Genomic DNA, 21727 nt, shown 5'->3' with positions numbered 1-21727 from the left:
GCCGGATCGACGAGACCCATGCCCCTTGGGGACGACATGCAATCACACCTCTCCGCACAAACCCTTCCGGTTATTCGGACGGCCATCGCCTGCGCCGCCCTGCTGCTGACGACCTCACTGGACGCGATCGCCGTCGGCCCGCCGGACCTGGACGGGATTCAACAGGGCGGCGTGCAGCGCGGCGTCGAAGGCACGCTCGACCTGGCCGGCAAACGCCTCGACGAGCCGCAGGAAGTCATGTTCTACGAACCGGGCTTCACCGTCACGAACCTCGAAGTCGTCGGCGACAAGGGCACGCACATCAAGGTGCACCTGAATGTCGCCGCCGACGTGCCGCTGGGAGAGCATCATCTGCGCCTGCGCACGAAGTTCGGGCTGACCGACCTGAAGACGTTCTTCGTCGGCCCCTACCCGATGGTCGGCGAGGCGGAGCCCAACAGCAGTTTCGACGCCCCGCAGAAAGTCGCCATGAATACGACGATCGAGGGCGTCGTCGAAAACGAAGACATCGACTATTACCTGATCGAAGCCAAGCAGGGCCAGCGCATCAGCGCCGAGGTCGAAGCCATTCGACTCGGCCGCAGGAATTTCGATCCGTATGTGGCGATCATGGACATGCGGCGGTTCGAGCTGGCGTCGTGCGACGACATCCCGCTGCTCTGGCAGGACTGCTACGCATCGGTGGTCGCGCCGGCGGACGGCAACTACATCGTGATGGTGCGCGAAAGCAGCTACGGCGGGTCGGGCGATTCGCAGTACCGCCTGCACATCGGCGACTTCCCGCGCCCCCGGGCCGTCTACCCGCCCGGCGGGAAAGTCGGCGAGGAACTGAAGGTCACATTCGTCGGCGACGTGTCCGGGCCGATCGAGAAGACGATCAAGCTTCCCGATCAGCCCAACGAGATGTACGGCGTGTACGCGGAGCAGAACGGCGCGTCCAGCCCGTCGCCCAACTACATGCGCGTCTCGCCCTTCGGTTCGTACAACGAAGCGGAGCCCAACAATGACTACGGCGCTCCGAACGTCGTCGACGCCGAACTGCCGGTCGCGATCAACGGCGTGATCGAAAAAGCCGGCGATGTCGATCTGTTCAAATTCAAAGCTAAAAAAGGCCAGAATCTGGATGTGCGCGTGTACGCCCGGGCGCTGCGATCGCCGCTGGATCCGGTGATGTCGATCGCCAACGTCGGCGGCAACGACGACTCCGGCGGGCTCGACAGCTACCTCAACTTCCAGGTCAAGGAGGACGGCGAGTACGTCTTGTCCGTCACCGATCAGCTCGGCAAGGGCGGGCCGGATTATGTGTATCGCGTGGAGATCACGCCCAAGGCGCCGGCGGTGAGTTTCACCATTCCGCAGGCCGACCGGGATGACACGCAGACGCGCCAGATGGCGAGCATCCCCAAGGGCAACCGCTTCGCCATTCTGCTATCGGCGAAGCGCGAGAACTTCGGCGGGGAATTGAAGTTCCTCATCGATCACATGCCGCAGGGCGTGCAGATGATCGCGCCGAACATGGCGGACAACGTCAGCGAAGTGCCGATTCTCTTCGAGGCCGCGCCCGATGCGCCGATCGGCGGCGAGCTGACGACGCTGCGCGGCGAGCACATCGATGCGGACAAGAACAACATCAAGGGCACGTTCAGCCAGACCGTCGTGCTCGTCCGCGGGCAGCCCAACAACACGGCGTACATCTCGACGACGGTGCCGCAGTTCACGATGGCGGTGCAGGACGAGGTGCCGTTCAAGGTGAGCATCGTCGAGCCGAAGGTCCCCTTGGCGCAGTCGGGGCGGATGAACATCAAGGTCGTGGCCGAGCGGAAGGACGGGTTCGACGAGCCGATCACGGTGCAGATGCTCCGCCGCTCGCCGGGGTTCAACTGCAACTCGACGGTCACGATGGACAAAGGCAAAAACGAAGTCGAATACCCCGTCAATGCCAACGGCAACGCCGCGACCGGCACGTGGGACATCTGCATGGTCGCCTGGGCGAACGTCAACGGCGGACGGCAGTACATCGCCACGCAGATGGCCAAGCTCAACATCGTGCCCGAGTATGTCGTGGGCAAGATGGAGATGGTCAGTTGCGAGCAGGGTCAGCCCGTCGACATCGTCTGCGAGCTCGAGCAGCGGCAGCCCTTTGACGGCGAAGCGAAGCTCGAACTGTTCGGCCTGCCCGACAAGGTGACGGCCGAGCCCGTGATGATCACCAAGGATTCCAAGCAGGCGGTCTTCCACATCAAGACGGACCCGAACAGCCCGGTGGGTCAGCACAAGTCGCTCTTCTGCCAGTTCACGCTGATTCAGAACGGCGAGCCGATCGTGCAGAGTCTGGCCGGGGGCAGCGTCCTGCGGATCGACAAGCCGCGCCCCGCCCCGGTCGAAAAGAAAGCCGAACCCAAGAAGGACGAACCCAAGCCCGAGGCCAAGCCCAACGAGCCGCCGCCCAAGCCGCTCTCCCGCCTCGAGCAGCTTCGTCAGGAACTCGCCGAAAAAGCCAAAGCGAAAGCGGAGGGCAAATAAGTGATGTTGCATACCCTCACTCGAACCATCGACCGGACCCCGATCCGCCGTGTCATCCTCGCCGCCGCGATGCTGCTGGCGGCTTCGACCCTTGTGCGCGGCGAGGCGGCGCTCAAGTCCGTCGTCGTCATGCCCGATGCCGTCAACCTTAATACCCTCCGCGACCGCCAGTCCTTCGTCGTGCAGGCGACCTACGACGACGGCATCACGCGCGATGTCACCAACGACGCCAAGCTCAGCTTCGCCGACGCTTCGCTCGTCAAGGTCGAGGGTCACGTGATCCACCCCGCCAAGGACGGCCAAACGCAGATGTTCGTCGAATACGGCGGACAGAAACTGACCGTCCCCGTCAACGTCAAAGACGCCCAGACCGAACGCCCCATCAGCTTCCGCCTCGACGTCATGCCCGTCTTCGCCAAGGCCGGTTGCAACAGCGGATCGTGTCACGGCTCAGCGAGCGGCAAAGACGGCTTCCACCTCTCGCTCTTCGGCTACGACCCCGCCGGCGACTACTACCGCATCACGCGCGAAATGAGCGGCCGGCGCATCAATCTCGCCCTCCCCGCCGAATCCCTCCTCGTCGAAAAAGCCATCGGCAAAGTCAACCACACCGGCGGCGAACTGTTCAAGCCCGAAACCGAATACTACGCCACGCTCGTCCGCTGGCTCGAAGCCGGCGCGCCGGATGACGTCAAGGATGTCGCCAAGTGCGTCGGCATCGAGATGTATCCGCACAAGCTGGTCATGGACGGCGCCGGGGCCGCGCAGCAGATGACCGTGCTGGCGCACTACACCGACGGGACCGATCGGGATGTGACGCGCTACGCCGTGTTCATGTCCAACAACGATGTCTCCTGCAAGATCGACCCCGAAGGCCAGGTCGTCGCCGGCCAGCGCGGCGAGGCGTACGTCATGGCCCGCTTCGATGAGTTCACCGTCGGGTCCAACGCCATCGTGCTGCCCAAGGGTTTGCAGTACGCCTGGCAGGACGTGAAGGAAAGCAACTACATCGACGAACTGGTCGACGACAAGCTCAAGAAGCTGCGCATCACGCCCTCGCCGCTCTGCTCCGACGAGACGTTCCTCCGCCGCGCGACGATCGACATCATCGGCTCCCTGCCGACGCGCGCCGAGTACGACAAGTTCATGGCCGACACCGACCCCGACAAGCGGGCCAAGCTCGTCGACGATCTTTTGAGCCGCAAGGAATTCGTCGAGATGTGGGTCATGAAGTTCTCCGAGCTGCTTCAGATCAGCTCCGACAACAACGCCGGCAATCAGGCGTTAAGCTACAAAGCCGCCCTGCTCTACTACAACTGGATGTCCGAGCAGCTCGCCAACAACGTGCCGATGAACCAGATCGTGCAGCAGCTTTTGAGTTCGTCGGGCGGGACGTTCAGCGTGCCGGCGACGAACTTCTATCAGGTCGAGCGCGATGACAAGAAGCTCGCCGAGAACGTCGCGCAGGTCTTCATGGGCATGCGCATTCAGTGCGCTCAGTGCCACAATCATCCCTTCGACCGCTGGACGATGGACGACTACTACAGCTTCGTGTCGTTCTTCACGCAGGTCGGCCGCAAGAACGCCGAAGACCCCCGCGAGCAGATCATCTTCAACAAGGGCAATGGCGACATCCGTCATCCCGTCGACAACCGCGTGATGGAGCCCAAGTTCCTCGGCGGGGCCTCGCCCGACGTCAAGGGCAAGGACCGCCGCGTGGTGCTCGCCGAATGGCTCGCCTCGCCGGACAATCCGTATTTCGCCAAGAACCTGGCGAATATCGTCTGGTCGCACTTCTTCGGCCGGGGCATCGTCGAACCCGTCGACGACGTCCGCGTGTCCAACCCCGCCGTCAACCCCGAACTGCTCGACGCCCTCGGCAAGAAATTCACCGAGTACAACTACGACTTCAAGAAGCTGGTGCGCGACATCTGCACCTCCCGCACGTATCAGCTTTCGACCGTGACGAACGACTCCAACGAATCCGACGGCACGAACTTCTCCCACTCGTACATCCGCCGCATGCGCGCCGAAGTGCTTTTCGATTCGATCTCGGAAGTGACCGACACGATGGACGAGAACAAGTTCCGCGGTCTGCCCAAGGGATCGCGAGCGGTGCAGATCGCCGACGGCGCGACGTCAACGTACTTCCTCAAGACGTTCGGACGTGCGGAGCGCGAGTCGGTGTGCTCGTGCGAAGTGAAGATGGAGCCCAATCTCTCGCAGGCGCTGCATCTGCTCAACGGCGACACCGTCGAGCGGAAGATCAAGCAGGGCAAGATCGTCGAACAGGCCCTCAAGGACGGCAAGACGCCCGAGCAGATCGTCGAAGACCTGTACATCCGCTGCTTCGGCCGCAAACCCACCGCCGACGAAGCCGGGCGGATTTCGCAGATGATGAAGGACGCCAAGGACCCCCGGCAGGAACTCGAAGACCTCTTCTGGGCCCTGCTCAACTCCAAGGAATTCCTGTTCAACCATTGACCTTTTCACCCCTCCCTTGAAGGGAGGGGCTGGGGGAGGGATTCCGGGGATCGGGAACGACACGCATGACTCGACATGCCTGAAGAAGCAATCCCCCTCCCGGCCTCCCCCTTCGAGGGGGAGGGGATGGAAAAAGCCCTCCCGCGCATCGGGAGAAATCTGAGGACCCGCCACCTTTCGGAGCTCGCCTGCTGATGAGTACGAAGTTTTTCACGGATGACCGCGGTCGCAGATGGTGCATCGCGCTGGGTGTTTCAGCCCTGAGCGCATCGGGCGCTTTGGCTGCGCCGAAGCTCAACTTCAACGACAACATCGCGCCGATCATCCGCGAGCACTGCTCGTCCTGTCACAACCCCGACAAGAAAAAGGGCGACCTGGATCTGTCGAACTTCGGCGGACTGATGGCCGGTTCCAGCTCCGGCGAGATCGTCACGGCGGGCAACGCGGGGCAGTCGACGCTCTTCCTCGTGGTCAATCACGAGGAAGAGCCGAACATGCCGCCGAAAAAACCCAAGATTCCGCAGGACCAGATCGACACGATCAAGGCGTGGATCGAAGGCGGGCTGCTGGAGACGAGCGGGTCCAAGGCGATGCCCATCAGCAAGCCGAAGGTGAATCTGGCGCTGGGCGAGATTTCGGTGGGCAAGCCCGACGGTCCGCCGCCGATGCCGGGCGATCTGTTGATGGAGCCGATCGTTCACACGGGCCGGGCCAACGCCCTGCTGGCGGTGACGAGCAGTCCGTGGGCCCCGCTGATCGCCGTCGGCGGGCAGAAGCAGGTCATTCTCTACAACTCCGACGACTGGCGGATGCTCGGGCTGCTGCCCTTCCGCGAAGGCGTGCCGGATGTGGTGCGGTTCACGCGCAACGGCAAGTACATTCTGACCGCCGGCGGACACGGGGCCGATCACGGGCTCGCCGTGCTCTGGGACGTCGCCGACGGGCGGCGGGTCACGAGCGTCGGCGATGAATTCGACTCGGTGCTCGCCGCCGACATCACGCCCAATCAGTCGATGATCGCCATCGGCGGGCCCAACAAGCTCGTCAAAGCGTTCAACACTTCCGACGGCTCGCTGCGCTACTCGATCAAGAAGCATACCGACTGGGTGCTGGCCATCGCGTTCAGCCCCGACGGCGTCTTGATGGCGTCCGGCGACCGCAACGGCGGGCTGCACGTCTGGGAAGCGCCGACGGGCGAGATGTTCTACGACCTGCGCGGACACAAGGGGGCGATCACGGCCGTGGCCTGGCGCCCCGACTCCAACGTGCTGGCGTCGGCGTCGGAGGACGGGACGATCAAGCTTTGGGACATGCAGAACGGGAACCAGATCAAAAGCTGGAACGCGCACAACGGCGGCGTGCTCGATGTGCGTTACACGCACGACGGGCGTCTCGTCTCAGCCGGTCGCGATCAGCGCATCCGGCTCTGGGACGGCGAGGGCAAGCAGATTCGCGAACTGGAGGCGTTCCCCGATCTGGCGACGCGCGCGACGTTCACGTATGACGGCAAGCGCGTCGTCGGCGGCGACTGGACGGGCATCGTCCGCGTGTTCGATTCCGAAAGCGGCGCGATCGTCACCGACCTGACCGCCAATCCCCCGACGCTCGATCAGCGCATCGCATCGCTGAGTGAGCAGCTTTCGCAGCTTCGCACGCAGAATCCGAACCTGACCAATGAGTTCAACGCCGCGCGCGACGCGGCAAAGAAGGCGGCGGACGAACTGGCCGGCGCGACGGGCCGCAAGGCCCAGCTCGAGGAGCAGGTCAAGGCGCATCAGGGCCGCATCGAGGAGATGGCCAAGCAGATGCAGGCCGCCGCCGGCCCGCGCGATCAGGCCAACAATACGCTCAACGCCAAGCGCAACGAAGCGAAGGGCAGGAACGATGCGTTCGCACAGGCCAATGGCGCCGCCGAGAAGGCGCGCCAGGAGCATGGCGAAGCGATGAAGCAGCTTCAGGAGAAGAACAAGGCCGTGGCCGCGGCGGATGAAGCGCTCAAGAAGGCGCAGGAGGAACTGGACAAGGCCAAGGACAACGCCGACTTCGCCAAGGCGGTGGAATCGGCGAAGGGCGCCGCCGACAAGGCGCATCAGGAACAGACGGCGGCGCAGAACCAGGTCAACGATCGCGCCAATGCGCTCAAGGGGGCCGAGGAAACGCTGGCCAAGGCCAAGGGCGAACTCGATGGGGCCAACGCCGCCGTCGCCGCCGCCGAGAAGGACGCGGCGGAAAAGGATGCGGCGTACAAGAAGATCGAAGCCGATCGCAACACGCTCGTCGATCAGACGCACGCGATGAACAAGGAAATCGAAGCGATCGCGAGCGCTCTGCCGGACCTTGCGAACAAGGCCAAAGCGGCGGGCGAGAACGCGGGGCGGCTCGAACAGATCGTGGGGACGATGAACAACGCCGACCATGACCTGACCCGCTTCAAGGCGGCGAAGATCTTCAGCGGCGTGTACGACGCCCGCAACGCGCTGGCGGACCAGAAGGCCAGGCAGGCGGCGCTGGCGGCGGGACTGACGATTGCGCGCAACGCGGCCGACGCCGCGGCGGCGGAACTCAACGACGCGCAGAAGTTCATCGCCGACGCCCCCGGCCTCGTGCAGGCGGCTCAGCAGCAGGCGCAGGCGATGGGCAAGACGAATGACGATGCGGCCAAGGCGCTGGCCGATGCCAAGAACGCGCTGGCGCCGCTGGAGGCCGAGGCGCAGGCGAAGGTCGATGGCATGAACAAGATGCTCGCTGACGCCAAGACGAAGCAGGATCAGATGGCCGCGGCGCAGAACAACTTGAACGCCATGGCCGACGCGATGAACAAGGCCAAGGGCGAACTCGATGCGAAGAACGCCGCCGCCGCCAAAGCCCAGCAGGATCTCAAGGCCAAGACGGACGCCATCGCCCAGTCACAGGCGAACCTCAAGGGCAAGACGGAGGAGCTTGAGAAGGCCAAGGCCGACGCGGCGGCGAAGACGACGGCGCTGGATGCGGCGCGCAAGCAGGTCGCCGATCATGGCAACGTGCTCAATGACGCGGTGAACAAGGCCAAAGCGAAGGCGGACGAACTGGCCGCCGCTCAGAAGGCCGCCGCCGAGAAACCCGATGACAAGTCGCTGGCGGATCGCGTGGCGCAGCTCACCAATGAAGCGAGCGCGCTTAACGCCGAGCGCGACAAGCTCGATGGCGAGCAGAAGGCGATGACGGAGAATGTCGCGAAGCTCGAAGGCGAAGCGAAGGCGGCGACCGACAACGTCGCCCGACTCGACGGCGAGCAGAAGCAGATCGCCGGTCAGGTCGCCGCGATGCAGGCGGAGCTGAATGTCATGAACGGCGCGATGGCCAAGGCGCAGTCGGAGGCCGCCGCCGCCAATGATGCGTTCACGAAGATCGCCGGCGATCAGAAGACGGCCAGCGACGCGATCGCCGCGCTGGCGGGCGAGATCAAGCAGCTTACCGACGGGGCCGCCGCCGCGAAGGGCCCGGCCGACGCCGCGGTCGCCGCGCGTGACGCTCAGAAGAAGATCGTCGACGACATGGCCGCCAAAGCCAACGATGCGGCGGCGAAATACGCCCAGGCGCAGCAGGCGATGGCCAAAGCCCAGGCCGACGCCGACGCCGCCCCCAAGCGTCTCGAAGCCGCGAAGGCCGCCGTCGAAAAGACGAAAAACGACGCCGGCCAGGCGCAGACTCAGCTTGACCAGCAGGCCAAAACCGTCACCGACGCCGAGGCCCAGCTCGCCAAATTGACCGCCGACTACGAAGCCGCCAAGCCGCATTGAGAAGATTCAATTCACCACGGGGGCACGGGGGACACGGGGAAGAGACGATTGAAAAATGTAAATTGACCATTGCAAATTGCAAATTGGCGGCGTCGCGTCCTCAATTTGCAATTTGCATTTTTCCATGGGCAATTTTCAATTTGTAACTCCCCATATTCCTCGTGCCCGCGTAGTGAACATCCTCAAACGAAAAAGCACGGTCGAGGGCGACCGTGCCGCGGGGTGCGATGGTGATGATGCAGTGGCTACGCCGAGTCGCGGGCGAGGACGCGGTACATTTCGCGTTCGCCGCGGCCGGTCAGGGGGTAGTCCTTGCGGAGGGGATGAGCGGGGAACTTTTCCCAGGTCAGGATGCGGCGGAGGTCCGGGTGGCCGTCGAAGCGGATGCCGAACATGTCGAACGTCTCGCGCTCGTTCCATTCGGCGCCGGGCCAGATGTCGCAGACGGAGGGGATGTGCAGAGCGGGGTCGTCTTCGATGCCCGTCGTGTCGAGCGTCGGATTGAGCAGGACCTTCACGAACAACCGGCGATTGTGCTTGTACGACGCGAGGTTGTACACCACGCCGAAGCGGCCCATCGCATCGGGATAATTCAGATAATCGATGCCGAACACGTCGGAGAGGAAGTCGTAATCGCACTCCGGATCGGAGCGGAGAAACGCCATCACGTCATGCAGCATCGCCGCGGGCACGAGCACGGTCGTATCGCCGCGGAACTCGGCGGCCTTGAGCCCCGCGCCGGGGAACTGGGCCTTCAGACGCGCCAGCGTCGGGTGAGCAGTGGCGGGCGTCGGCTTGGTCGAGGCGGCGGCGGGGTCGGACATCGGGGCGTGCTCCAGCGGTGGTTAAAGGCGTCATTATAGCGGCGGGCGACTTCGCTACAATGCCGCCGACGGAGGCAAAGCCCATGTGGACCCGCATCACGCTCCCGGCCGCCCTGCTGCTGTGCCTGACCGCCTGCGCGTCGGGCCCGACCCATTACGACCATCCGCTCGCCGTCATGCTCGACCGGCAGGAAGGCCTGCGCAAGCGATGGGACGCCGCCCATCAGGCCCAAGCCGAGTTGTACGCCGACCCCCAGCGCATCGCCGTGCTCCAGAAGCTCGTCTGGGAACGCGGCTACCCCGCCGAGTTCAGCAACTACGCCGTCGATCAGCTTGTCGAGATCAATGAGGCCGACGCCAAGCAGTTCCTCAAAAGCGCCATCGTGCTCTGCAAGGACTGGGAAACGCTCAAGCACATCATGAACATCGCCGTCGAGCGCCGCTGGGTCGACTTCGTGCCGGCGCTGGTGCGGAACTATTCGCTTCGCACGCCGGTGTACAGGGACGCCGACCGCCCGGAGCGCGCCGCCATCGAAGCGCTGCGGCCGGGCGAACCGATCGAACAGGTCGTCATGGAAGTCTTCGCCGAAGGAACCGACGCCACCATCACGCAGCGCGCCGCCGCATGGGATCTTCTGCATCGGCTGACCGACGACCCCGACAAGCTGATCGCCGCCATGCGTTCGATCAAGGCGAAGGACCCGCTGGTGGCGGATCTTCAGGCGGGGGCGACGGAGCTGGGCGTCGTGCCGGACAACCCCGAGACGATCGCCTGGCTTCAGGTATTGCGCTCGCCGGAGCATCACGACTTTTACGCCGCGGCGCGCGATGTGGTCGCCGCGCTCACGCCCGAGCAGCGGCACGGACTGGAGCTGCGCCATCTGCCGACGCTCGTGTGGTTCGCGAAGACGGATGCGGCGGTGCTGAAGATGACGCGGGCGCAACTGGCGGACAAGCTCGGGCGATTCTTCGATGCGCAGCCGCATTATCTCAAAGGTCCGACGTACGACGGGCCGATGGATACGCACCCGCAGCGGCTGCGCGAATGGCAGGATCAGATGGTGTGGGCGGATTTTGTCGTGCTGGAGATGGTGACGCGACTCATGAGCGAGCGGCCGAGCGTCGAGCAGATCTTCGCACAGGCCGACGCCGACCTCGCCGACAAAAGCACCGAATACGGCGGACTTATCCGACTCACCGACGCCGATCACCCCTATGCGCATCTCTACAAGCCGATGGTCCGCCGGCACGACCTGATCTATTACCCGCCCAAGGAGCTCGTCCTCGACGGCTACACCGCGCTGGCCCACTACCACTTTCACGCCCAGGACTATCAGAACCAGATCTACGCCGGCCCGGGCATCGGCGACATGCACCGCATCGCCGCCACACAACAGTTTTCCGCCCTCGTCTTCACATTCATCAACCGCGACACGCTGAATGTCGATTATTACCAGCCGCACGATGTGGTGGTCGATATGGGAGTGGTGCGGAGATAAATGCGGAGTGGGGAGTGCGGAGTGGGGAGTAAAGAAGCGGGAACCGGCGCGGACGGAGCGGCGTAGTTTCTACTTCGTGTTTCGAGTTTCAGATTTCGAGTTTTCCTCATGATGCAGATTCTCATTTTGATGTTGATGATGGGGCTGCTGGCTCATGACGAGGCGGGCATGGCGGTCGAGCCGCTGTGGGGGCATGGGGCGATGGCGCTGGCGGCGCTGTTGCCCTACGCGGTGATTTTCATGATCGTGCTGGCGGCGTGCGCGCGGACGCGGGGCGTGATGCGGCGCGAGCCGGGCCGGGTCACGAAAACGCTGCACCGGCTGGACCTGATCATCGGCGCGGCGCGCGCGGCGTGCGTCGGCGTCTTCATGGCGGACCTGTACCTCCTGGGCATGCTCACGTGGGTCCGCGATCTGATCGGCGACTGGGTCCTCCTGCCGGACCTGATCGTGCTCGCTCCGCCGCTGGCGACGATCACGGCGATGTGGTGGGCCCATTACCCGATCGACCGCCGCATGCGCGAGGCGACGCTGATTCGCAACGTCGACGAGGGCGGCCCGATTTTCCCCATCTGGTCCCGCCGGCAATATGTCCTCTCGCAGGTGCGCCATCAGCTTCTACTGATGCTCGCGCCGCTGCTGCTGATTCTCACATGGACCGAGTCCGTGCGGCACTGGGCGACGCCCGGGTCGACCATCGAACAGTACCAGGTCGAGTTCACCATGCTCGGCGGCGTGGCGGCGTTCGCGCTGGCGCCCCTGATGATCCGCTACATCTGGGACACCGTCCCGCTCCCCGAAAGCGCGCTGCGCCAGCGGCTCCTGCACCTGTGCGGACAATATCGCGTGCGCGTGCGGCAGCTTCTTCTTTGGCGCACCTACGGGGGCATGATCAACGGCGCCGTCATGGGCGTCATCGCCCCGCTGCGGTTCATCCTGCTCACCGACGGCCTGCTCGAACGCATGACCGACGCGCAGATCGAAGCCGTCATGGCCCACGAACTCGGCCACGTCAAGCGGCACCACATGCCCTGGATGATCGTCTGCGCCGGAGCCGCCCTCTGGTTCGTCGGCGACCTCATCGCCGCCCTCACCGATCATCTTCAGTTCGTCACCGGCATCGAATACAAACATCTCAACCACACCGCGAAGCTCGGCGTCGACGGGCTGTCGGCGCTGTTCATGATCGGTGCGTGGGCCCTGATCTTCGGGTACATCTCGCGGCGCTTCGAGCGGCAGGCCGACACGTTCGCTGTGCAGCACCTTTGCGAAACGAACGTCAGCGCCGAAGCCGTCGACACCGTCGCGGGGGCGCTCAAGCAGGTGGCGCTGCTCAATCACATGACGGTCGAGCAGCGAAGCTGGCGCCATGGGTCGATCCAATGGCGCATCGACTACCTCCGCTCGCTCGTCGGCAAGCCGGTCCGCAAACTTTCGATCGATGCGCAGATCCGCCTCATCCGCTGGTCCAGCGTCGCCGTGATGGTCGGCCTTTTCGCCCTTGACCACGGGCGTACAATGTAGACCTATGCGATTCACGAAGATGCACGGCATCGGTAACGACTACGTCTACGTCAACGGGTTCGAAGAAACCGTCCGCGATCCGGCCGCGCTCGCCCCGCGCATCGCCGACCGGCACACGGGCGTCGGCGGCGACGGGCTCATCCTGATCCTCCCGCCGGAATCGGGTGTCAAGGCCGATGTCCGCATGCGCATGTTCAACGCCGACGGGTCCGAATCCGAAATGTGCGGCAACGGCGTCCGTTGCGTCGCCAAATACGCCTTCGATCACGGACTGACCAAGGCCAGGCCCATGCGCGTGCAGACCGGCAACGGCGTGCTGACGATCGACTACACGCTGGATGCCAACGGCAAGCTCGCCACGGCGACCGTCGACATGGGCGAGCCGATTCTCGAATTGCCGAAGGTCCCCGTCGATGCGACCAGGTTCGACGCCACGCTCGAAGGCGCGATGTACGTGTCGATGGGCAATCCGCACGCGACGTTTTTCGTCAAGGACGTCGCCGCCGTCGAGTTGGCGAAGCTGGGCCCGAAGGTCGAGCACCACGCCGCCTTCCCCCGCCGCATCAATGTGCATTACGTGCAGGTCCATTCGCCCGGCGAGCTGACGATGCGGACGTGGGAGCGCGGCAGCGGGATCACGATGGCCTGCGGCACCGGCGCCTGCGCCGTCGCCGTCTCGGGCGTGCTCACCCACCGCACCGCCCGCAAAGTCCTCGCCCACCTCCCCGGCGGCGACCTGACCCTCGAATGGCGCGAAACCGACAACCACGTCTACATGACCGGCCCCGCCGTCGAAGTCTTCAGCGGCGACTGGCCCGAATGAATCGTCTTTCACACGCCATGAAGCCCACGCTTTTCAAGTGTGGGCTCCTCAAATGCGACTTACTGCCTTAGCGCGAGGATCAGTTCGACCTTGCCCACCTGTTCGTCGAGTTGTTTGGCGATCTGGACGCTGGATTTGCCCGCGTCGGCGAGCTGGTAGATGCGCTGGGAGAGCACATCCGGGGCCGGCGGCGGCGCGGGCGGTTCGGCGGCGGCGTCGATGGCTTGGGCGGCGGCGGTCTTGCGCGAGCGGCGATACGGCTCCTTCGGCGGAGCGGCCGGCGGCGCGGCGGCGGACTGCTCCGTCAGATTCTCGAGCTTGGCGATCGTCTGGTCCGCGCGATCGAGCAGCTTTTCGAGCGTCATTGATTTGGCGTCAAGCTGCGCGGAGAAGCGGCGGGTCAGTTCTTCGAGTTCGACCATCATGTCGCGCATGTCGTTGCGCATGCCGTGCGTCTGCTTGACGCGCTCAAGCCGTTCGCGCGGCGGAAGGTGATCGTGCTGACGCCGGGCGTAGCGGCTCCGCACATTGACCATGATCAGCATCATCAAAAGCACCGCCCCCGCGGCCATGAGATACCCGGACAGCGAGCTTTCTGCGAGCGTGACCGTGAGCATGGGCATATTCATACCACATCCCCCCGGTGTGCGGCCAGCCACTTCGCCGCCGCCGCCCGCGCCGCATCGAGCACGAGCCGCTCGGACACATGATGCTCCCGCGCCGCCGCGCGCACGTCCTCGAACTCCGGCTTGGCGACAAGCGTCTCGTGTTCGAGCGAACCGACTTTGACGCGGATGGGCCCGAAGTCGGTTTGCACGGTCTCGATGCGCCGCTCGAGCACGAGCCGATCCCATGTCCGATGCCGCACGCCGAAGCTGCCGGTCAGTTCGATGATGCGGCGGGCGAAGTAATCGGCGCGCGACGCTTCGCAGAGCATGCTGAGCATGACGGCGGGCCGATTCTTTTTCATGGTGATCGCGGCGGTCCATACATCCAGCGCCCCCTCGTCGAGAAGCGTTTCGCTCGCCGCACCGATGATTTCGCCGGTCACGTCGTCGAGGTTGACGGCAAGTTCGACGACCTGTGCGTGGGGCTGGTGCATGGTGATTCCGTTATCATCATGTTATGTCGGCTGATCCGTCCATGATGCTCCATCGCCGGCCGCTGGTCAAAGCGGTGGCGGCGTCGCTGCGTCGCCGGTGCAGGGTCAAGGCGGGCGCCCGCATCCTTGTCGCCGTCAGCGGCGGGGCCGACTCCGTCGCCCTGCTGCGGGCGCTGGCCGCGCTGGCGGTGCAGAAGCATTGGCGGTTGGACCTGCGCGTCGGGCATGTGCATCATCATCTGCGCGACGAAGCCGATGCCGAGGCGGATTTCGTCCGCGACCTTGCCCGGACGCTCGCGCTGCCCTTCTCCCGGCGCGACATTCGCCCCGCCGACGAAGCGGGCAACGTCGAAGGCAATGCCCGCCGGCTGCGCTATGCGGCGCTGGCCGAGATGGCGCGCGACTTTGACGCCGAGTTCGTCGCCACCGCTCATCATGCCGATGACCAACTCGAAACGCTCCTCATGCGCCTGATGCGCGGCGCGTCGGTGCGCGGCATGGCGGGCATCCGGGCGCGCCGCCGGCTTGATGAACGCTGCCGGCTCATTCGCCCGATGCTCGACGTCGATCACGCCGCGGCGGTCGAATTGCTGAAGGACATCGGGCAGCTGTGGTGCGAGGACGCCACCAATGCCGCCGGTCCGCGCTGGCGGGCGCGCCTGCGGCATGACGTGCTGCCGGTGCTGCGAGCGATGCGGCCGGATGCGGCGATTAAGGCGGCGGCGACCGCGCGCCGGCTCCACGAAGCGGCGAAGGTCTTCGCCGATGTCGTTCGACACACCGGCGACGATCTGCTCGTCGATCTGCCCGACGGCCGCGTCATGCTCGAACGCGATCACGCCCGCCGCATGCCGCCGGAGGTGCTCAGCGACCTGATTCGCCGCGAGTCGATCGAAGGCGGTTCCCCGGCCGATGCGCTGTCGGCTTCGCTCATCGAATCGATCGTTCAGGCCGTGCGCGACACGAGCGGCGAGCGGCGGCAATTCATCCTGCCCGGCGGCGTGCACATCGAAATCGACCGCACGCGCCTCTGCTGGAATCACCCGCCCCATCCGCTATGATCTAGCGCGATGAAACTGACGCTCAATGGCCAAACCTACGATCTGCCCGGCGATCGCGCCACGGTCGCCGACCTCGTCGCGGCGCTGGGCTTCGCCAAACAGGCCGTCGCCGTCGAGGTCAATCGCCAGCTTGTCCCCAAACGCCGGCACACCGAGTCGTCCTTGCGCGACGGCGATGTCGTCGAAGTGGTCACGCTCGTCGGCGGCGGGTGAGGACAAGCGGTCGGAAGTCAGCGATTCAAGATCAGCATGGAAACGACACCGATGAAAACACAATCGCGCGATTCGACGCTCAAGCTCGGCGCGCGTGAACTGCACAGCCGGCTCATCGTCGGCACGGGCAAGTATGAAACCTATCCGCTCATGCAGGCCGCGCTCGACGCCAGCGGCGCGGAGGTCATCACCGTCGCCGTCCGCCGCGAGCGGCTCATCGACAAGGATGGCAAGAGTCTGCTCGATTTCATCGACCTCGATCGTTACACGATCCTGCCCAACACCGCCGGCTGTTTCAACGCCGAGGACGCCGTGCGCGTGGCCCGGCTCGGGCGCGAGATTCTCGATCAGCTCGATAACCCCGGCAAAGACTGGGTCAAGCTCGAAGTGCTCAACGATAAGAAGACGCTCCTGCCCGACCCCGCCGGAACACTCGAAGCGACGCGCGAACTGGTGAAGGACGGGTTCAGCGTGCTGTGCTACACCAGCGACGATCCGGTCATGGCCGCCAAGATCAAGGACGCCGGGGCGACCAGCGTGATGCCCGCCGGCTCGCCCATCGGATCCGGTCAGGGCGTGCTCAACCCCAACAACATCCGCATCATTCTCGAGATGCTCAAGGACGGCGACCCGATGTATCCCGTCATCGTCGACGCCGGCGTCGGCACCGCCAGCGACGTCACCGTCGCCATGGAACTCGGCGCCGACGGCGTCCTGCTCAACACCGGCATCGCCCACGCCAAAGACCCCCTCCGCATGGCCCACGCCATGCGCCTCGGCGTCGAAGCCGGTCGCCTCGCCTACCTCTCCGGCCGCATCCCCAAACGCCTCTACGCCACCGCCTCAAGCCCCTGGTCCGGCGTCATCAGCTACATCCCCGGCGAATAAGTCGCCTTACAAGAAGCATCCGAGCGCATTCTTTCGCCCCTCCCTCCGAGGGAGGGGCTGGGGGAGGTGATGCGGGTCAGGCGAAGCGTTCGAGGATCGGTGCCCGATCGCATCACCAATCAGCGCGTTCGTGCGTAATAAAACTTCGCGCCGGCGCCGTCGGGGATGAAATCCAGTTCCGTGAAGGGCTTCCACATGGCCGCGCCGTCGATAAAGCCGACGCACATGACCGTGGGTTTTTCGGGGGTGGCGTTGAACGTCTGACCGATGTCGTGGTAGGCGTCGATGTGCGGAAACCACGAGGCGTACGCCCCGCCAAGGCGCGAGAAGCAGGTCGTGAGCGTGTCGGACGTTTTGAGCCCCGCATCGGTGAGGCGCGTGATCATCTTGTAGGTCGTCTCGTCAGGTCGCCCGCCCCAATAGATCCAAGGCGTATGCCACATGCTGCCGGTGTACCACCATGTCGGATCGGGGTTGATGCTCGACCACGACGAGCAGCCGAAGGCATCGACATCGAGCGGCAGGCCGTAGATGTCGTGCATCGTCTGAAACGATTTCTTGTAGGTCCACGCCAGCGACTGCCCGCTGACATAACCGCGCGGCAGTTCGCCCTTGGCGTCCTGGGCGTAGAAGTGGATGGTCGTGATGAGCTGATGCGTGTTGCTCGACTCGCGGACGCGCTTGGCCTGCGTGCGCGCTTTGTGAAGCGCGGGCAGAAGGATGGAAATCAGCAGCGCGATGATGCTGATGACGACGAGGAGTTCGACAAGGGTAAAGGCGAAACGGCGCATGACGGATGCACGCTCCCTGCCTCGAAGGAAAATGCGGCCGCCCGGCCGATTCCGGGCGGTCGCAGGGGCTGAGGACTCATGCCCGCCGGCGTCGAGTCATCAGCATGGATAAGAGCACCGCCCCGACCGGCAGCGCTGCGGGCGTCGGAACCGCCGCCACGGTCACCTTCACATCGTCGACCTGCGCGAGGCGCGAGGCGGACTGCGCCGCGTCGGTGAACCGCAGCGCGTTGATGTTCGCCAAGCTGTTCTGGTAGGCCAGTCCGGTGGCGCTCGTGTAGCCGGTCACGGCAAGATCGAAGGACGTGGGGTTGAGCGTGAGCGTGACGAAGATTTCCATGTCGTCGTCGGCTACGTCGATGCGGTCCACGCCGTTGTAGATGATCCGCTTGTTGGGCCCGTGGCGGAAGTCGATCTGAAGCAGACTGGTGGAGCCGCCCATGACGTCCATGAACACATCGCGCGATCCGGACGGCGTGCGGTCAAAGGTGATGCCGAAACTGACGACGAACTGATTGCCGAGTCGGGCGGTCGAAGTGAACTGCGCATCGATGTAGCGCGTCACATCACCATCTGCGACGGCGGCGCCGAGGTCCAGGTACCGGTCCGTACCGCCGGCGACGCCCTTGGTCGTTCCGCCCAGCAGGGAGGACCAGCCGACGCCGACATCCGCCAGGTCGTCGCCGCCGAGACTGGTGTACGTCAGCACCGGGTCGGCGCCATTGGTCGTGTCGTCCTCGAAGTCGTCGAAGAAGAGCACCGTCGCCGCCCGCGCCGGCGCGAAGGCGCCCAGCACACAGGCCAGCGTCATCCACAGGCAAAGTTTCGTCATCTCACGTCGCGAACGCATGGGAATCTCCTTACGTGTCATTACGGAACTGAATCCAGGTCATCGTTCGATCAAAAAGTCCGTCTTCCTTCTCCGTCAACGGACCCTCCGTGGACGGCGTTGTTTCATCGTTGAAGTTCGCCGGCAGGCGCGGGCGGCGCGCCGGCTTTCGGAGCGTCAGCGGGTGTGATCGTCAAGCGCGTGAAGGACACGCCGTTGACCGCGCTGATGAACAGGCGCGACGGCGCATCGGGCGTTCTGAACGCATCGGCGGTGACGTCGATGCTGTATCGCGCTTCGGCTTCGGGGACTTTTTCGCGGTAGAACTCGAAAGTCGCGCGACGTGCGTCCGCGTCCCAGACAAGCCGCAGGCGATGCGTGCCGCCGAGCATGGTGCGGCCGTTGAACTGTTTGATGATGCGGGGCGCGCCGGTGAGCGTGTCCTCGCTCTGAATGAGTCCGCGGTTGGGCATGACGCGCATCATCACGCTCGGCGTCGCGCCGGCGGTCGCCTCGCCCGGTTCGCCGGAACCGATGCCCAGATAGATGCCCTTGCCGGCGTTTGTGGGAATCTGCACGACCGCTTCGGCCACGAAACTCCGGGCACACCAATCGCTTCGCACCGTCCGCAGATAGGCCCGCTTCGCGTCATCGCCGGCGAACAGGGCGGCGCCGTGTCCGAAGGCGATGGCGCTGTCGCCCGTCCGCTCCAGCATCGCCGGCATCGTCGCGGCGTCGAACGACTCGGCGAGCCCGTCAGGAAGTTCGCTGATCAGATGGCCATCGACGATGCGCACGACCCGCCCCAGCGCCGGCTCCAGCGACTGCGTCGGCGTGACGATGCGGATGCGGCCTTCGATGACCTGAACCACGGCGTCGCCCTCGCTGTCGAGCGTCACGCCGAAGCGCGTGCCCAGGTCGACGATGCGCACCTCGCCGGGCAGGTCGAGCGTGAATCCGCGGGCTTCGGGGCGGACGTACGCCTCAAGCTTCCCAGACGTGAGGCGCCCCCGGTTGGGCCCGGTCATTTCGAACGTGCAAGGCCCCGTCAGATCGACGACGGCGGAGGACTTGAACATGAACTGAGCGCGACCGGCGGCAAGCCGAATCGGACCGGCGGGGGCGGACTCGCCGAGCAACGGACTGGTCGCCGCATCGGCGAACGTCGCATCATCGGAGCGATCCGTCAGCACCGCCATCGCCGGGGCCTCCTGCGGCGCGGCGTACGGGGCAGGCGTCGGCGGCGTCGCGTGTGGCCAGAACATCCACGCCGTCGCCATCAGCACAATCGCCGCCGCGACGCGCAAAAACATCGAGCGATGCCACGGCCGTACCCGCACCGCTTCGCTCGTCGAATCCATGTCCAGCCCAACGGGCATCGCCATCGTTTGCGACAAATCCCATCGCAGCCAGCCCGTCAGAATCGCATGCTCGGCGTACTGGCGGATGCGCGTCGGGTCCGCTTCGAACGCCGCCGTGAGGGCTGCATAGTCCGGCTCCGCCTGATCCAGGGCGCGCGTCAGAAGTTCATCAAAGGGAGGAAGCGAAGACGTATTCACTCGACCGCCTCCTCGGCCAGTTTGCCTCGGATGCAGTCGAGCAGCGTTTTGCGAATGCGGAACAGCGCGACGCGGATCGCCCCGGCGTTCTGCCGCCCCGCCTGCTCGGAAATTTGCTGGGGCGTGAGGTCCTGGCCGTAGCGCATCTGAAGCAGGCGAGCGGCGGGATCGTCCAGTTCGTGCATGCACTCGCGCAGGGCCGACACGCGCCCGTCCGCACCGGCGAGCACATCCTGCGCCGCCGCCGCGATCTTGTCGAGCATCGGCCCGTCGAACCCGACCGTCGCTCCGCGCCGCGCCTTCTTGCGATGTGCCAGCACCTCAAAGTGCGCGATGCGGCAGGCCCACGTCATGAACTGCCCGCGCCCGTGAAACTCGTCCGCCTTCCGCCAGATCGCCAGATAAGTGTTCTGCAGCACATCGTCCGCCTCCGCCTGCGAGCCGAGCAGCGAGACGATGTACCCATAGATCGACCGCTGATGCGCGGTCATCAATGCGACAAGTTGCGGCCTAAGATCGTTCTGATTCATGCCTTAGAAGCTACCCACCGGCCCCTTGCCGGTCTGTTGGCCTTTTCCCTGCCTTTTTTCTTACCCGTTACCAGCCCAAACCGACCGAGCGTTACAAACTTCCTCCGAATTTTTCACCGAGCCCGCGTCCGCATTGTCCCTGATCCATTTCCCCATCACCCAAGCCCGTCTGCGGGCATTCGGCAAGCCGCCGGACGTCGCCGATCCATTGGCTACAATACGACCCAAGCGGCAGCGCCCCCACGGTGGGATGGCAGAGCGGCCGAATGCGCCGGTCTTGAAAACCGGTAACGGGCTCGTCCCGTTCGTGGGTTCGAATCCCACTCCCACCGCTTTTTGATTTGGTGATATCGTGATCTGGCGAAGTGGTAATGTGACCGCTTCGCGGGTCGCTGGATGCGAGGAGCGCGTCATGCAGTGCAACATCGATCAGCGCGGACGGAAGGTGCGGTTCGCTTGGGGGCTGCTCATGTGCGCGGGCGCCGTCGCGCTGGCGGTGTGCGGCTATCTGGGCGTCGTCGCCGGGGCGTGGGTGTGGATCGTCGTCGGATTGCTCGCGGCGGCGGGCTTGTTCGGGTTTTATGAAGCGCGCAAGGGATGGTGCGCGGTCCGGGCGATGGGGTTCAAAACGCCGATGTGACGGGCGGCGGCATTTCGGGTTTCGGGCCTGATGCGATACCATTCATCGCGACGTCATGCTCGAATACTGGATTCAAACCCTGGGGTATCCTGCCATCGTGCTCGGGGCGGCGCTGGAAGGCGAGACGGTCGTGCTCATCGCCAGCTTCCTGGCCTATCGCGGCTACCTGTCGATCGAATACGTGGCGATCGCCTCGTTCTTCGGAACTTTCGGGGCGGATCAGATGTGGTTCTACTTGGGCCGGACGCATGGCCCGTGGCTCATGCAGCGCTGGCCCAACTGGAAGGAAAAAGCCGACCGGGTCCGCGACTGGCTCCATCACCATGCCGCGTGGGTCATTATCGGCTTCCGCTTTCTGTACGGTCTGCGCACGATCAGTCCGTTCGTCATCGGGCTCATGCATTTCCCGCCCCGCCGCTTCGTCGCGCTCAACCTGCTCGGGTCGCTCATCTGGACCGCCCTGTGCTGCACGCTCGGCTACCTGTTCGGACAGGTGATGACGCTCATCCTCTCCGACCTGCGCCGCTACGAATGGTGGGTCGCCGGCGGCGTGCTGGCGGCGGGGGCAATCGGGTGGACGATCTATTTTCTATTCATTCGGCCCAAACCCACGAGTTGACGACGCGGGCTTTCGAGGATGAACGCGTTACCGACTGCC

At 64.7% G+C, this 21727-nt stretch carries 16 protein-coding genes, 1 tRNA gene and 1 pseudogene; 11 read left to right on the top strand and 7 right to left on the bottom strand.

All coding sequences use genetic code 11. The features are described from left to right. Positions 1–36 precede the first annotated feature (36 nt). The 3 genes from GC162_14790 (at position 37) to GC162_14780 (ending at position 8786) form a co-directional block, all read left to right on the top strand. The gene (locus GC162_14790) at positions 37–2523 is read left to right on the top strand and encodes a peptidase (protein ID MBI1369907.1); all 2487 of its coding nucleotides are present in this window, start codon (positions 37–39) and stop codon (positions 2521–2523) included. Between the two features lie 3 nt (positions 2524–2526). Continuing rightward, a complete protein-coding gene (locus GC162_14785; GenBank protein ID MBI1369906.1) occupies positions 2527–5007 on the top strand; it encodes a DUF1549 domain-containing protein in 2481 nt (826 codons plus the stop codon). A 194-nt stretch (positions 5008–5201) separates the two neighbouring features. Continuing rightward, complete coding sequence (locus tag GC162_14780; GenBank protein ID MBI1369905.1) at positions 5202–8786, top strand: hypothetical protein; 3585 nt, start codon at positions 5202–5204, stop codon at positions 8784–8786. Between the two features lie 245 nt (positions 8787–9031). On the opposite strand, the gene GC162_14775 is transcribed toward GC162_14780, so the two are convergent. Then, positions 9032–9610 carry an NADH-quinone oxidoreductase subunit C gene (locus tag GC162_14775; GenBank protein MBI1369904.1) on the bottom strand — a complete coding sequence of 193 codons (579 nt, stop codon included), beginning with the start codon at positions 9608–9610 and terminating at the stop codon, positions 9032–9034. A gap of 83 nt (positions 9611–9693) precedes the next feature. On the opposite strand from GC162_14775, the gene GC162_14770 reads away from it, so the two are divergent. The 3 genes from GC162_14770 (at position 9694) to GC162_14760 (ending at position 13456) form a co-directional block, all read left to right on the top strand. Then, complete coding sequence (locus tag GC162_14770) at positions 9694–11109, top strand: hypothetical protein (GenBank protein ID MBI1369903.1); 1416 nt, start codon at positions 9694–9696, stop codon at positions 11107–11109. Positions 11110–11217: 108 nt separating this feature from the next. Beyond that, the gene (locus tag GC162_14765) at positions 11218–12633 is read left to right on the top strand and encodes a M48 family metalloprotease (GenBank protein ID MBI1369902.1); all 1416 of its coding nucleotides are present in this window, start codon (positions 11218–11220) and stop codon (positions 12631–12633) included. 4 nt (positions 12634–12637) lie between these two features. Next, positions 12638–13456, top strand: coding sequence for a diaminopimelate epimerase (locus tag GC162_14760; protein MBI1369901.1), 819 nt, complete (start codon positions 12638–12640; stop codon positions 13454–13456). A 59-nt stretch (positions 13457–13515) separates the two neighbouring features. On the opposite strand, the gene GC162_14755 is transcribed toward GC162_14760, so the two are convergent. Together GC162_14755 and GC162_14750 are read right to left on the bottom strand one after the other, a co-directional pair. Continuing rightward, positions 13516–14073, bottom strand: coding sequence for a hypothetical protein (locus GC162_14755; protein ID MBI1369900.1), 558 nt, complete (start codon positions 14071–14073; stop codon positions 13516–13518). 8 nt (positions 14074–14081) lie between these two features. Next, a complete protein-coding gene (locus tag GC162_14750; GenBank protein ID MBI1369899.1) occupies positions 14082–14558 on the bottom strand; it encodes a DUF111 family protein in 477 nt (158 codons plus the stop codon). 23 nt (positions 14559–14581) lie between these two features. On the opposite strand from GC162_14750, the gene tilS reads away from it, so the two are divergent. After that, positions 14582–15619, top strand: a complete 1038-nt coding sequence (tilS, locus tag GC162_14745) for a tRNA lysidine(34) synthetase TilS (protein MBI1369898.1) — start codon at positions 14582–14584, stop codon at positions 15617–15619. A 9-nt stretch (positions 15620–15628) separates the two neighbouring features. Next, a pseudogene (gene thiS, locus GC162_14740) lies at positions 15629–16720 on the top strand (sulfur carrier protein ThiS). A gap of 119 nt (positions 16721–16839) precedes the next feature. Here the strand turns inward: thiS and GC162_14735 are convergent. From GC162_14735 to GC162_14720, 4 genes are all read right to left on the bottom strand, one after another. Further along, positions 16840–17511, bottom strand: a complete 672-nt coding sequence (locus GC162_14735) for a prepilin-type N-terminal cleavage/methylation domain-containing protein (protein MBI1369897.1) — start codon at positions 17509–17511, stop codon at positions 16840–16842. A gap of 76 nt (positions 17512–17587) precedes the next feature. Beyond that, a complete protein-coding gene (locus tag GC162_14730) occupies positions 17588–18361 on the bottom strand; it encodes a hypothetical protein (GenBank protein MBI1369896.1) in 774 nt (257 codons plus the stop codon). Between the two features lie 104 nt (positions 18362–18465). After that, a complete protein-coding gene (locus tag GC162_14725) occupies positions 18466–19899 on the bottom strand; it encodes a hypothetical protein (protein ID MBI1369895.1) in 1434 nt (477 codons plus the stop codon). Next, positions 19896–20429 (bottom strand): sigma-70 family RNA polymerase sigma factor, encoded by a 534-nt coding sequence (locus GC162_14720; GenBank protein ID MBI1369894.1) that lies wholly within the window; start codon positions 20427–20429, stop codon positions 19896–19898. The genes GC162_14725 and GC162_14720 overlap by 4 nt, the downstream gene beginning before the upstream one ends. Positions 20430–20673: 244 nt before the next feature. Between GC162_14720 and GC162_14715 the strand changes: the two genes are divergently transcribed. The 3 genes from GC162_14715 to GC162_14705 all read left to right on the top strand — a co-directional run bounded on the left by GC162_14715 (position 20674) and on the right by GC162_14705 (position 21688). Continuing rightward, positions 20674–20761, top strand: a tRNA-Ser gene (locus GC162_14715). A gap of 80 nt (positions 20762–20841) precedes the next feature. After that, positions 20842–21069, top strand: a complete 228-nt coding sequence (locus GC162_14710) for a hypothetical protein (GenBank protein MBI1369893.1) — start codon at positions 20842–20844, stop codon at positions 21067–21069. A 55-nt stretch (positions 21070–21124) separates the two neighbouring features. Continuing rightward, positions 21125–21688, top strand: coding sequence for a DedA family protein (locus GC162_14705; GenBank protein MBI1369892.1), 564 nt, complete (start codon positions 21125–21127; stop codon positions 21686–21688). Positions 21689–21727 lie beyond the last annotated feature (39 nt).

The organism is Planctomycetota bacterium, from assembly GCA_016125255.1.
Classification (GTDB): domain Bacteria; phylum Planctomycetota; class Phycisphaerae; order Phycisphaerales; family Zrk34; genus RI-421.
The sequence above is the reverse complement of the archived record's forward strand: the minus strand, read 5'-3'. Positions and strand labels throughout refer to the sequence as shown.

Bases quoted from the DNA above. Each gene is read 5' to 3' on its own strand.
- GC162_14760 (MBI1369901.1), top strand. From the start codon at position 12,638: ATGCGATTCACGAAGATGCACGGCATCGGTAACGACTACGTCTACGTC.
- GC162_14755 (MBI1369900.1), bottom strand. From the start codon at position 14,073: ATGCTCACGGTCACGCTCGCAGAAAGCTCGCTGTCCGGGTATCTCATG.
- GC162_14780 (MBI1369905.1), top strand. From the start codon at position 5,202: ATGAGTACGAAGTTTTTCACGGATGACCGCGGTCGCAGATGGTGCATC.
- GC162_14785 (MBI1369906.1), top strand. From the start codon at position 2,527: ATGTTGCATACCCTCACTCGAACCATCGACCGGACCCCGATCCGCCGT.
- GC162_14710 (MBI1369893.1), top strand. From the start codon at position 20,842: ATGCAGTGCAACATCGATCAGCGCGGACGGAAGGTGCGGTTCGCTTGG.
- GC162_14705 (MBI1369892.1), top strand. From the start codon at position 21,125: ATGCTCGAATACTGGATTCAAACCCTGGGGTATCCTGCCATCGTGCTC.
- GC162_14730 (MBI1369896.1), bottom strand. From the start codon at position 18,361: ATGCGTTCGCGACGTGAGATGACGAAACTTTGCCTGTGGATGACGCTG.
- GC162_14720 (MBI1369894.1), bottom strand. From the start codon at position 20,429: ATGAATCAGAACGATCTTAGGCCGCAACTTGTCGCATTGATGACCGCG.
- GC162_14770 (MBI1369903.1), top strand. From the start codon at position 9,694: ATGTGGACCCGCATCACGCTCCCGGCCGCCCTGCTGCTGTGCCTGACC.
- tilS (MBI1369898.1), top strand. From the start codon at position 14,582: ATGTCGGCTGATCCGTCCATGATGCTCCATCGCCGGCCGCTGGTCAAA.
- GC162_14750 (MBI1369899.1), bottom strand. From the start codon at position 14,558: ATGCACCAGCCCCACGCACAGGTCGTCGAACTTGCCGTCAACCTCGAC.
- GC162_14735 (MBI1369897.1), bottom strand. From the start codon at position 17,511: ATGCGCCGTTTCGCCTTTACCCTTGTCGAACTCCTCGTCGTCATCAGC.
- GC162_14765 (MBI1369902.1), top strand. From the start codon at position 11,218: ATGATGCAGATTCTCATTTTGATGTTGATGATGGGGCTGCTGGCTCAT.
- GC162_14775 (MBI1369904.1), bottom strand. From the start codon at position 9,610: ATGTCCGACCCCGCCGCCGCCTCGACCAAGCCGACGCCCGCCACTGCT.
- GC162_14790 (MBI1369907.1), top strand. From the start codon at position 37: ATGCAATCACACCTCTCCGCACAAACCCTTCCGGTTATTCGGACGGCC.